This window comes from Streptococcus sp. SK140 (genome assembly GCF_000259525.1).
Taxonomy (GTDB): Bacteria; Bacillota; Bacilli; order Lactobacillales; family Streptococcaceae; genus Streptococcus.
In genome coordinates, this window is record NZ_AJML01000021.1 from 1 (window position 1) to 12,348 (window position 12,348).

The 12,348-nt window shown below is 39.3% G+C and carries 12 protein-coding genes; 1 reads left to right on the forward strand and 11 read right to left on the reverse strand.

Annotated features, from left to right (window positions below; all coding sequences use genetic code 11):
- Window positions 1–78 precede the first annotated feature (78 nt).
- The 3 genes from HMPREF1116_RS05015 to HMPREF1116_RS05025 all read right to left on the reverse strand — a co-directional run bounded on the left by HMPREF1116_RS05015 (window position 79) and on the right by HMPREF1116_RS05025 (window position 5,098).
- Window positions 79–1,173 carry a cystathionine gamma-synthase gene (locus HMPREF1116_RS05015; protein WP_000045357.1) on the reverse strand — a complete coding sequence of 365 codons (1,095 nt, stop codon included), beginning with the start codon at window positions 1,171–1,173 and terminating at the stop codon, window positions 79–81.
- Between the two features lie 142 nt (window positions 1,174–1,315).
- Window positions 1,316–3,274 (reverse strand): peptide ABC transporter substrate-binding protein, encoded by a 1,959-nt coding sequence (locus HMPREF1116_RS05020; protein WP_000748529.1) that lies wholly within the window; start codon window positions 3,272–3,274, stop codon window positions 1,316–1,318.
- Between the two features lie 201 nt (window positions 3,275–3,475).
- Window positions 3,476–5,098, reverse strand: coding sequence for a putative polysaccharide biosynthesis protein (locus HMPREF1116_RS05025; protein WP_000064188.1), 1,623 nt, complete (start codon window positions 5,096–5,098; stop codon window positions 3,476–3,478).
- A 105-nt stretch (window positions 5,099–5,203) separates the two neighbouring features.
- Here HMPREF1116_RS05025 and HMPREF1116_RS05030 point away from each other — a divergent pair, with 105 nt between their 5' ends.
- Window positions 5,204–6,649, forward strand: coding sequence for a UDP-N-acetylmuramoyl-L-alanyl-D-glutamate--L-lysine ligase (locus tag HMPREF1116_RS05030; RefSeq protein ID WP_000590265.1), 1,446 nt, complete (start codon window positions 5,204–5,206; stop codon window positions 6,647–6,649).
- A gap of 34 nt (window positions 6,650–6,683) precedes the next feature.
- On the opposite strand, the gene HMPREF1116_RS05035 is transcribed toward HMPREF1116_RS05030, so the two are convergent.
- From HMPREF1116_RS05035 to HMPREF1116_RS05070, 8 genes are all read right to left on the reverse strand, one after another.
- Window positions 6,684–7,334: a DUF1803 domain-containing protein gene (locus HMPREF1116_RS05035; RefSeq protein ID WP_000614496.1), complete on the reverse strand. Its 651-nt coding sequence runs from the start codon at window positions 7,332–7,334 to the stop codon at window positions 6,684–6,686.
- Window positions 7,318–7,830, reverse strand: a complete 513-nt coding sequence (locus HMPREF1116_RS05040) for a YiiX/YebB-like N1pC/P60 family cysteine hydrolase (protein ID WP_000892217.1) — start codon at window positions 7,828–7,830, stop codon at window positions 7,318–7,320. Before HMPREF1116_RS05040 ends, HMPREF1116_RS05035 begins: the two co-directional genes overlap by 17 nt.
- A gap of 63 nt (window positions 7,831–7,893) precedes the next feature.
- Window positions 7,894–8,829, reverse strand: coding sequence for a manganese-dependent inorganic pyrophosphatase (locus HMPREF1116_RS05045; RefSeq protein WP_000036024.1), 936 nt, complete (start codon window positions 8,827–8,829; stop codon window positions 7,894–7,896).
- Window positions 8,830–8,913: 84 nt separating this feature from the next.
- Complete coding sequence (locus HMPREF1116_RS05050; RefSeq protein WP_000349621.1) at window positions 8,914–9,198, reverse strand: GIY-YIG nuclease family protein; 285 nt, start codon at window positions 9,196–9,198, stop codon at window positions 8,914–8,916.
- Entirely contained in the window at window positions 9,188–9,934 is a 747-nt protein-coding gene (locus HMPREF1116_RS05055) for a tRNA1(Val) (adenine(37)-N6)-methyltransferase (protein WP_000229055.1), read from the reverse strand. The genes HMPREF1116_RS05050 and HMPREF1116_RS05055 overlap by 11 nt, the downstream gene beginning before the upstream one ends.
- Window positions 9,935–9,983: 49 nt before the next feature.
- The gene (locus tag HMPREF1116_RS05060; protein ID WP_000689622.1) at window positions 9,984–10,346 is read right to left on the reverse strand and encodes a S1 RNA-binding domain-containing protein; all 363 of its coding nucleotides are present in this window, start codon (window positions 10,344–10,346) and stop codon (window positions 9,984–9,986) included.
- Between the two features lies 1 nt (window position 10,347).
- Entirely contained in the window at window positions 10,348–11,748 is a 1,401-nt protein-coding gene (locus HMPREF1116_RS05065; protein ID WP_000339038.1) for a bifunctional Cof-type HAD-IIB family hydrolase/peptidylprolyl isomerase, read from the reverse strand.
- Window positions 11,749–11,829: 81 nt separating this feature from the next.
- Window positions 11,830–12,333 (reverse strand): GNAT family N-acetyltransferase, encoded by a 504-nt coding sequence (locus tag HMPREF1116_RS05070; RefSeq protein WP_007554925.1) that lies wholly within the window; start codon window positions 12,331–12,333, stop codon window positions 11,830–11,832.
- Window positions 12,334–12,348 lie beyond the last annotated feature (15 nt).

A 12,348-nucleotide genomic window follows, 5' to 3' on the forward strand; every position in this document is an offset into this window, starting at 1 on the left:
GTCTCTGCTTCTTTCCATTTATAGGTATGATGTCCAAAACGATTGGGCAAGGTCGTAAAATCATATTTTCCCATAGTTTTATCCTTCCAAGGCTTGACGCAAGTCTTCAATCAAATCTCTAACATCCTCAATACCAATAGACAAGCGCAAGAGATCATCTGTCAATCCATAAGAATGGCGAACCTCTGCAGGAATGTCCGCATGGGTTTGAGTAGTTGGGTATGTAATCAGACTTTCTACACCACCTAAACTTTCAGCAAAAGAGAATACTTTCAAAGTATTTAAGATATGAGGGATACGCTTCTCATCTGCCACTTTAAATGAAATCATTCCTCCACGACCTGTATACAAAACTTCTTTGACAGCAGGTGATTGTTCTAGAAATGCTACAATCTCTTGAGCATTAGCTGTTGAGCGCTCCATACGAAGTGACAAGGTTTTAAGACCACGAATCAATTGATAACTATCAAATGGTGACAAAACAGCCCCTGTCGTGTTGAGATTGTAAAAGAGTTTTTCATATAATTCAGCACTATCTGTCACAACTACACCAGCTAAAACATCATTGTGACCTGCAAGGTATTTTGTCGCTGAATGAAGGACGATATCTGCCCCGTCTTCAATTGGACGTTGGTAGATAGGACTGTAGAAGGTATTGTCCACGACAACTTTAGCCCCCTTAGCATGAGCTAATGTTGACAATTTTTCAATATCAAATTCCAACATCAAAGGGTTGGTTGGTGTTTCGATATAAAGTACATCCACATCCTTTTCTAGTTCGGCAATTAGCTCTTCTTCTGTGTTGGCATAAGTAAAGTGGAAACGTCCTTCCTGCTCAACTTGATTGAACCAACGGAAAGAACCACCATAAAGGTCACGGACAGCCAAAACCTTGCTTCCTACTGGAAAAATGCTAAAGGCCAACACAATCGCAGACATACCTGAACTAGTTGCTAGAGCATAGTGGGCTGATTCAATAGCTGCTAAGACTTCCTCTGCCTTGCTACGAGTTGGGTTTTTAGTGCGGGTATAGTCAAATCCAGTTGATTGACCAAATTCTGGGTGCTGATATGTCGTTGAAAAGTGAATAGGTGTAACCAAAGCACCTGTTGCTTCATCAGACTTGATCCCTGCTTGTGCTAAAATTGTGTTGATGTGAAATGATTTACTCATACAATACCTCCAAATCTATAGTAACTATTGTACCACTTATTTTGTATCCTTCGTTTTCTTGTTTTCAAGAGCTAGTTATAGTTTCAAACTATATAAAAAACGATAACCTTTTCTAGAGTTATCGTTTTTTTGTTAAAAATCATTATTTAACGTGTTTAGCTAATTCTTCTTGGGCTTTTTTGTTAGATTCTTCTTTTTCTTTTAGCCATTTTTCTTTAGCTTTTTCATACTCATCAGCCGTTACAGTCTTATCTTGCAACTTGAGATATTTGTATGATTCGACACCCTTATTTCCTGCTTGTGAGAATGGCGATGAGAATGGAACTGTCTTTCTCAAGGTCGGTGTTCCACCTTGAGAAACGTTTGGAATAGCAAGAGCGCTATCAACGAGCCAAGCTTGAACTTCAGCATATTTTTCATAACGTTTTGCTGGTTCTTGCTCCTTGTTCGCTTCTTCTAGCATTTGAGTGTAAGTATCCAGACCAACTGCCTTAGCCTTGTCATTGACCTCACCTGGTTCTAGACCAATGTTTTGCAACATACCACCGTTATTGACATTTAGGATATCTAGATAGCTTGATGGATCCAAGTAGTCCGCACTCCAACCGCCATTATAGATATCAAAGTCTTTTTGAGCTGCAGTTTGAGCTAGGTAGCTAGAATTATCGAAGTCGTCTGTTGATAATTGTTGAATATCGATAACCACATTCTCAGCTCCTAGAACAGATTCGATGGATTGTTTCAAAGAGCTTGCTTCAAGTACACCTTTTTTAGCTGATTGGTCAACTGATACATCCAAGTGGATTGGGAATTGCACACCCTTAGCTTCCAATTCTTTCTTGGCTTCCGCAAATTTAGCCTTAGCTTTATCAGGATTGTAGTATGGGTCTTGTGCATCTGCAAAGTTGATTCCTTGCCATTCTTGGCCATAGTTGACCATCTTTTCTGAAACAACATCGCCAAAGTCTTTTCCGTTGATGCTTACAAATGTTGGAGGTACAACTAGGTTACGAATAATCTTCGTTGCTCCGTCCTCCCCTTGAGATTGTGCTCCATAGGCTGTACGGTTGTATGCATAGTTGAAGGCTTGACGGAAGTTTTTATTCAGAACTGCTTCTTGGGTTGATTTCTTTTCGATATCTGAGGACTTAGACGTGAAGTTATAAGATTTTCTGTCCAAGTTGAAGTTCAAGTAATAAGAAGTTGCATTTTGCATACTATAGATGATGTTATCCTTGTTCTTCTCTTTAATTCCTTCAAAGCTTGAGCTATTTGGATAGAGACGCGCGTAGCTATAGACTCCTTCTACAAAGTTACGTGCTAGTGCATCTTGGTCACTACCATCATAATAGGCCAATTTCACATCATCCACAAAGACATTTTTTTCATCCCAGTAGTTGGGATTTTTCTTGAATTCGATAACAGATTTTGAAACAAAAGATTTCATTAAGAAAGGTCCATTGTACAAAATACTAGAAGGGTCTACCTTACCAAAATCATCCCCTTTTGATTTCAGGAAGTCTGCATTGACAGGGAAGAGAATGGTTGATGTTGTTTTAGAATTCCAATAAGATTCTGGTCGTGTCAAAGTGTACTGAACTGTTTGGTCGTCAATCGCCTTAACACCGACAGTTGAAAAGTCAGTTGTTTTCCCGTTGATATAGTCATCCAAACCTGCTACAGAATCTTGAACCAGGTACAAAGCTTCGGATTTTTTATCAGCAGCATATTTCAAACCAGTTACAAAATCTTGGGCAGTTACTGGAGCATATTCTTCACCTTCAGAGGTATACCACTTAGCATCTTTACGAAGTTTATAAGTGTATGTCAAACCGTCCTGAGAAACAGTCCAATCTTCTGCCAAGGATGGAACGTAGTTACCGTATTGGTCATTTTCCATCAACCCATCTACCAAATTGGTAACGATGTCATTGGTTGTTGCACGGTTTTCTGCAAGATAGTTCAAACTAGACGGATCGCTAGAATAGACATAGTTGTATGTTTTAGTTGAACTAGCTGAGTTGCTACAAGCCGCCAATAGTAGACCGGCACTTAGGGCAAGGCCTGCCAGCGTCAGATATTTTGCCTTAGACTTTTTCATTTCCAGAACCTCCAAATTTAAATATTTGTATCATTATACAGCTATTGTTTTTTTTAGTCAAGCAATTTTATCTAATTTTTACCAAATTATAGATTTTTTTCTACTAATTTTATATTTTATCCTATTTTTTAAATAAAAAAATGAACAATTTAAACTTTTTCGGATAGAAAAGTTCAAATTATTCATTTTATTTATAAAGCATTATGATAATTTTAATCGTGCTCGTAACTGGTCAGCTTTCGCCTGTCCAATAACCTTATCTAAGAGACGAGTATAGAGACTCATGAATCCGTAGAGCCCACCACCGATTGTTCCGATTAGGGCGACATAGATAAAGCTCCAGAAACGTCCAGTTGGATGGAAAACAAATCCAAGAATCCATTGTAAGAAGCCTACCAGGATAAACATGACAAGAGTTAAAATAGTCACTAGGATGGTTCGTTTAAGGATAATTTTTCGATGAACTCCTGAAATCTGACAGATCTCGCGATACATTAAAACAATTGGAATGATAAGACCGATGGTCGTTGAAATGAGAGGACCATAGCTATGGAAAATCGCTATTGATGGTATTTGTAAGACGAGCTTGGCAATGAAACCATAGAAAAAGAAAAGGATTGCCTTGCGGTTACGGAACATTGCTTGAAGCATTGGTGATAAGACCATGTACAAACCTAGGATTGTTGACTGCAAGACTGCAAAGACAAACAAGCCCATAGCCAAACTATCTGGCTTACCGTAAAAGACTGTATAGAGGGGTTCTCCTACCATGACTACTCCAACCGTTGCAGGTAAGAGGAATAGGAAAAGCATGGTGATACTATCTTGAATGAGACGAGAAGCTGCTGGTAAATCTCCCTTTACATAGTTCTCTGTCAAGAGAGGTAGACCAACGCTACCAATCGAAACTCCTACCGAAATTAAAATCATGGTGATTTTATTAGGATTGGCAGAGAAATAAGAAAACATGACAATTAAGTCTTCATTACTATAGTTGGTAAACCACTTCATGCTATTGATAAAGGTATTTTGGTCCAAGATTTGGAAGAGCTGAATAGCTGACCCTGTTATGATAAAAGGAATAGCTTCCTTAATCGTATCAATTAACAGATGTTTGCTATCAATCTTATCTCGCGTTTCAAAAACTTTTTGAAGCATCCCTTCTTTAAAAAGGAAATAAAGTAAGACAGCAAAGCTAGCTACCATTCCCACAAAGGCCGCAAAGGTAGACTGGGTGACTGCTGCTAGATAATCTTTTGAACCTAACTTCATGATGATAAAGGTTGCTAAGAGCATCCAAATGACACGGATAACCTGCTCCGCAATTTGACTCATGGCATAAGGCTTGAGATTATTCATTCCTTGGAAAAATCCGCGGATAACACTCATAGATGGGAAAATCAATACCGCCCAAGCCAAGCTCTGCATAATTGGAATTAAGTCCTTACCGACACCAGAAAGGTCTGCCATCCAAGGCGCAAAGAGATATAAAACCAAAGCAAAGACAAGACCGAGTCCAGTCATAAAGCCCAGAAAACTTCGAATCAGGGCAAAACTATGCTCTTCCTCATGCATGGTGTTATACTTGGCAACTTGCTTTGCGACTGCCACCGGGATACCCGCTGTCGAAATCAGCAAGAACCATGCGTAGATATTGTAACCCATAGTGAAGAGTCCATTGGCCTTAGCGGCATAAGTCCCCATCCAGATATACCAAGGGATGATGTAAATGGCTCCGAGCAGGCGACTGATAAAGTTACTAGCTGTAAGCCAAGCAGTCCCGCGTAACATCTGGGCCTGCTGATGATTATTTTCGTTAGACATAACTTCCTCATTCATTTTTAATCACTAGGAAATGTTCCTTATCTTCCATTATAAACTTTTCCTTGTTACTTGTAAAATTCAGACTTGAAGTTTATAATAGAAAGTATGATAAAGATAGAAACTATATTAGATATTTTAAAGAAGGATGGTCTCTTCCGTGAGATTATCGACCAAGGATATTACCACTACAACTACAGTGATGTTATTTTTGATAGCATTAGTTATGATAGCCGAACAACCAAAGAAAATACTCTATTTTTTGCAAAAGGAGCTGCCTTTAAAAAAGAATATCTGTTTTCAGCTATCGCACAAGGGCTTGGTTGGTACGTGGCTGAGCAGGACTATGAAGTAGGTATTCCTGTTATTGTTGTTAACAATATCAAAAAAGCCATGAGTTTGATTGCCATGGAATTTTATGGCAACCCTCAGGAGAAACTGAAAATCCTTGCTTTCACTGGCACTAAAGGAAAAACAACAGCGGCTTACTTTGCCTATCATATCTTGTCCCAACGCTACCCAACAGCCCTCTTATCGACAATGAATACAACTTTAGACGGCAAGACTTTCTTCAAATCTTCCTTCTCAACACCTGAAAATATTGATCTCTTTGATATGATGGCTCAAGCGGTTAAAAATGGTAGAACTCATTTGGTAATGGAAGTTTCCAGCCAAGCTTATCTGGTAAATCGAGTGTATGGTTTAACTTTCGACGTGGGAGTTTTTCTCAACATCACACCAGACCATATTGGTCCTATTGAGCATCCAACCTTTGAAGACTACTTCTACCACAAGCGTCTCTTGATGAAAAATAGCCGATCAGTTGTCATTAATAGTGATATGGACCATTTTTCAGTCTTGAAGGAACAAGTAGAAAATCAAGAACATGACTTCTATGGTAGCCAGTCAAGTAACCAAATTGAAAACTCCAAAGCCTTTAGCTTCTCAGCAACCGGTAAATTAGCTGGAGATTATGACATCCAGTTGATTGGGCACTTCAACCAAGAAAATGCAGTCGCTGCAGGACTTGCCTGCCTTCGTCTAGGTGCTAGTCTTGAAGATATCAAAAAAGGGATTGCGTCTACTCGCGTCCCTGGTCGCATGGAAGTTCTCACACAGAAAAATGGCGCAAAAGTTTTCATTGACTACGCCCACAATGGTGACAGTCTTAAAAAACTAATCTCAGTTGTTGAAGCACATCAAACTGGAAAGATTGCTCTAGTGCTTGGCTCAACTGGAAACAAGGGAGAAAGCCGTCGCAAGGACTTTGGACTTCTCCTCAATCAACATCCTGAAATTCAAGTCTTTCTAACAGCTGATGATCCAAACTACGAAGATCCGATGGCCATTGCAGATGAAATCAGTAGCTATATCAGTCATTCCGTTGAAAAGATTGCTGACCGTGAGCAAGCTATCAAGACTGCTATGTCTGTTACAAGTCAAGAACTGGACGCTGTTATTATCGCTGGTAAAGGAGCTGACTGCTACCAAATCATCCAAGGTAAGAAGGAAGACTATCCTGGTGATGCAGCCGTCGCAGAACGTTATCTATAGTAAATTTAAAGAAGGCTAGGAAATTTCCTAGCCTTTATCTTTTTATAAAAATTAATCTTTCCTTATCAAATTCGACAGCTAACTCATATTTCCCATCTTCTTTTTGAAGGATGTAACCTAATAAGACTAAACTATCAACAAAGATATCTCGACGCTTCTGCATGAGCTGGTCTTTTTTGAGAAATTTGAGCAAAAAGGTTGTCATATATTTGAAAGCATACTCAGGATTGACATCCCCCAAAACAGCATAAAGAGCCTGCTGTTTTTCTGTCAAAGGATACTGGTGCTTAACCTTATAAAAATAATTAGACAAGGTCATCTTTTCCCTAGTAAAATCCGTATACTCTTCAAGGATAGCTGCATTGGTTTGGTTACGTAATTCAGTCTGAAATTCTTTCTCCAGGATTTCTTGATAGATTGGACTATCATCTCTCACAAAGACTTCTTGGTCTAGTTCAAGAGATTCTGTAGATTCTAGAATGGGGAGATTGAGATAATAGCGTTTGTTTTCTCTCAAAATTAAACCCGCTTTAATGTATTCCTCCAAATACTTATCAACAGGTATCTCTGGAAACTGAGCCTTGATTTCACGGAGGATAACATCATCATGCTGATCAAGATAGTCAACTAAATCTCTAAAGAATGGCTGTCGCGTTAAGCGAGAGGAATTAAAAATCTGAATCATGAAGATTCCTTTCTTTACAAACTAAAAGTGGTGATGTTGCTAATTGACTCGGATTAGTGCCAGGCTGATTCAAAGGTACAGGAAGTCCTAGTTCTCTATAATATTGACTCCAGAAATCACTGATTTCCTCTACACCATCTCCAAATTTCATAGGAATAGTCTCAAAAATAGGGAGTAGTTCAGCAATGAACTGGGAACAGTAGAAACCATCACCATCTGGGTAAAAGGAAACATTATAGGGTGCACCTAAGTGGCTCTCTGCCCGCTTTTTGACTTCTGTACAATCAATCTCCGCATAGTGATAAAGGTCATAGACCTTCTCAGCTTCAAAGAAATCTTCAGGGGACTGGGCAAGGACACCGCCTTCTGTAGTTGCATGATAGACCTGTCCGTCCAAAAAAATGGCCACATGGCTATAGTTGCCAGTAGATTCCTGGATGGCTTGTCCTATATCCGAATCATCTTTCACAAAGATTAAATCACCATTTTCTAACATACTTCTCTCCTAGCAAAAAAGGAGTCGAAACTCCTTTTTAACAATGGGTTTCCCCATCAATCATTAAGCATTGAAGCTTTCAGTCAATTGTGGTACTACTTGTTTCTTACGTGAAACAGCACCTGGAAGGAAGGCATGGTTGTTTTCAAGTTTGAAGTTGAAAGCTGCTTCTACCTTGTCCATATTAGCACCAAGAGCCAAAATTTCTGAGTTTGAGTTGACGATATCTGTAATCATCAAAACAAAGTCAGAGTATCCGTTAGCTGCATTTGCTGCTTGGATAGCTGCTTCAATTTCAGCTTGACGTTCCAAGACTTCAGCGATATCAACTGTATTGACTTGAGCCACACGGACATTGTTTCCGTTGAGTTCAAATGTCTTAGCATCAATATCAATCAATTCTTCTGCTGACTTGCTTGCCAAGTTTGTACCAGCCTTGAGCATGGCAAGACCGTATTCTTCCAAGTTCACACCAGCCAATTCAGCCAATTCAGGCGCAATCACCTTATCTGATGGGTGAGTTGTTGGAGATTTCAAAAGAAGGGTATCTGAAATCAAACCTGAAAGCATTAAACCTGCAATTTCTTTTGGAACAGTTACACCGTGTTCTTTGAACATACGATATACGATAGAAGATGCTGATCCTACTGGCTCCAAACGCATGTAAAGTGGGCTGGCAGTTTCAAAGTTAGCCACACGGTGGTGGTCCACCACACCATAAACTTCTACTTCAGCGATATCTGACACTGATTGTTGGAATTCATTGTGGTCCGTCAAAATGACTTGTTCTGCACCTTCTGCCTTAGCTGAAGTGATAACACGCGGTGCTTCAACACCAAAATAATCTAATACGAAAGCTGTTTCTTCATTTGGAGTACCAAGAGCCACTGCTTCTGTATCCAAACCATAAGCTTCTTTCGCAAGATAAGCAAAGGCTACAGATGAACCGATAGCATCCGAATCTGGATTTTGGTGACCAAATACTAGAATCTTAGACATGATAATACCTCGTTTCTTTATTCTCTTTATTGTAGCATTTTTTTCAATTTTTGACAAAAGTAAGAGGAGTCAAAGAACTCCCCTCTACTCTTCAAAATGACCGAGTAAATTTTCCTCTTGGTTTTCAGATAAAAATCTTTCCTTTTGCACTCTCTTCTTACGTTTGAGAAGGGCTTCAGCAGACATGGCTTCTTCCTTACTATCGAAACCTTGAACATAGATGAGTTTTACTGGCAACCGAGCTCGTGTGTACTTGGCTCCCTTACCACTATTGTGAACAGCTATTCTTTTTTTGACATCCGTTGTATAACCAGTATAGTAGGAACCATCCCGACACTCAACTACATACATATAAGCTTTATGATCCATAATAGATTTCTTGAATTTCTGGAGTATAGGAACCATCATCATTATGAACAATGAGTGGTGGCAGAACCTTAAAACCACTAGTGGAGCCGTCCTTAATAGCCTCGATCAAAAGCATATTGGCTTCCTTCTCCCGTTTAGGGTAGACAAATTGCAGACGTTTTGGAGCCAAATTGTGTTGTTGAAGCGTTTCTAAAATATCTAACAAACGATCAGGACGGTGAACCATGGCTAGACGCCCGTTAGATTTGAGTATACTTTGGGCACTACGGCAAATTTCTTTTAGATTGGTCGTAATTTCATGCCGAGCCAACAAGTAGTGCTCACTCTCGTTCAGATTAGAATTTGGGTCCACCTTAAAATAGGGAGGATTGCACAAAATCAAATCAACCTTACTCCCCTGAATGTAAGCAGGCATATTCTTCAAATCATCACAAATGACCTGCATCTGTTCTTCCAAGCTATTTAAACGGACTGATCGTTCAGCCATATCTGCCAGGCGTTCTTGGATTTCAACAGACAGAATTTTCGCCTTAGTACGACTACTGGCAAAAAGTCCAACAGCTCCATTACCCGCACAAAAATCCACTATCAAGCCATTTTTAGGAAAACGAGGAAAGCGTGACAAAAGTACACTATCCACCGAATAGCTGAAAACCTCTCTATTTTGAATAATCTTGATATCTGTAGAAAAGAGCTGATTGATTCTCTCTCCTGATTTTAATAATTCTTCTACCATACTTCTATTATAACAAACTATATTAACATTCCAAGAGAGAAAAAATCAATTAAGACTTTTTCTTATTTAGATTAGAAATAGCTTCCTTGGTCCAGATAGGCATCATACGAGCCAAAGGAGCAAAGCCGTATTTGACACGGTCACTTGAAAAACGTCTCCGTCTCGGTAACTGATGTTTCTCTTCTTCCAAAGTCCGAATAGAAAGGCTTGCTTTCCCTGTATATTCGTCCAAATCGACAACTTGGACTTGAACTTCTTCACCGATTTTCAGTACATCATAGATATTCTCAATAAATCCTGTACGAATTTCAGAAATATGAATCAAACCTGTGATACCAGTCTCTAGCTCCACAAAGGCTCCATAAGACTGAATCCCTGTAATTCGCCCTGTTAGCTTATCACCTATTTTCATACTAGTCCTCGATTTCAATCGTTTCGATAACGACATCTTCAACTGGCTTGTCCATTGCTCCTGTTTCTACACCTGCAATTGCATCCAGAACTTCATAAGAAGCTTCATCTGCAAGTTGACCAAATACTGTGTGGCGGCGGTCTAGGTGAGGAGTTCCACCTTGTTCAGCATAAATTTCTGCAATTGGTTCTGGCCAACCACCACGAGCAATTTCTTTCTTAGAGTATGGCAAGTGTTGATTTTGCACGATAAAGAACTGGCTACCGTTTGTATTTGGTCCAGCATTAGCCATAGAAAGGGCTCCGCGGATATTGTAAAGTTCCTCTGAAAATTCGTCTTCAAATGACTCACCATAGATTGATTCGCCACCCATACCAGTACCAGTTGGGTCTCCACCTTGAATCATAAAGTCTTTAATAATACGGTGGAAAATGACACCGTCATAGTAACCGTCTTTAGACAGAGCGATAAAGTTGGCTACTGTTTTTGGTGCATGTTCAGGGAAAAACTTAATACGCAAGTCTCCATGATTTGTTTTAATAGTCGCAATCGGACCTTCTACTGCTTCAATGTCTACTTGCGGAAAATGTAATTCTTTTTCTACCATACCAAATCCTTCTAAAGCATCAAAGATGCCATCTTCTTCTAATGTTTTTGTAATATAATCTGCTTTTTCTTTGATTTTGTCATGAGAAATCCCCATAGCAACACTAATGCCTGCATAATCAAAGAGTTCTAAATCGTTAAGTCCGTCCCCAAAAACCATAACGTTTTCAGGTTTAAGACCTAAATGTTCTACAACTTTTGCTACACCAGCTGCTTTTGAACCTGAAATTGGTACCACATCTGACGAATGTTCATGCCAGCGTACCATACGCAAAGTCGATGCTAAACTTTCAGGTAAAGTCAGGTCATCTCCCTGATCCTCAAAAGTCCACATCTGATAGATGTCTTCTTTTTCATAAAAATCAGGATCAACATCCAAGTCAGGATAAATTGGATCAATGGCCTCACTAATCAACTCAGTTCTAGTGGAGAGTTTAGCAGTATGACTACCAACTAAACCATATTCAATCCCCACTTCCTTAGTCCAAGCAATATAGCTTTCAACCTTATCTTTAGCGATTTTGTTACTTTCAATCACATTGCCTTTTTTATCCTCAATATAGGCACCATTCAAGGTAACAAAAAAGTCAGGTTTTAGCTCGCGAATCTCTGGAACAACACCAAAAATACCACGTCCAGAGGCGATTCCTGTTAAAATTCCTTTTTCACGCAATTGTTTAAAAACAGTTGAAATTGAGGTGGGGATAAAACCAGTCTTTGAGTTTCTCAACGTATCATCAATATCAAAAAAAATAACCTTTATCTTTTTTGCCTTATATCTTAATTTCGCATCCATCACCTTTCCTCCTTCAATTCACTCTTTCCATTATACCATAAAGTAGAGAAATCCCCTATCTTCAAAGAAATTCACTATCTCTTATTCGAATTCCTTTACTAGATACAAAACCAAATCATCATTATTTTGGCTAGTTGCATTCATTTCCAAGGGTTGATTTCGATACCAGACACCTGAACCATCTGGAATGTAGCCCCTTCTGATATACAATCTCTGGGCAGGTCCATAGCCTGAGTGCAAACCTACACCAAGAGTGACCTTACTCGAAACAAACTTGACTCGTTTTTCTGCTTCTTCTAGCAGTTGATTCCCAATCCCTTGATTTCGAAAAGGCTCAAACACATTAAAATCTGATAATTCTGGATAGACTTCTGCAAAAGGACCATGTTTAGCAGAGGGCAAAATGGTAACGTAGCCCGCTACAGCACCATCAATCTCTGCAACTAAGACTTCTCTCCCCCCACTTTCCTGTTCCAGAAAATATCTAGCCAAAATTTCCTCTCTACCAGGCCAACCTTGATTCATAAATCCATGAGATAAGGATTCAATATCAGACTTAATCATATTTCTAATCGTACAATTCATCTTTGACTTACCCAC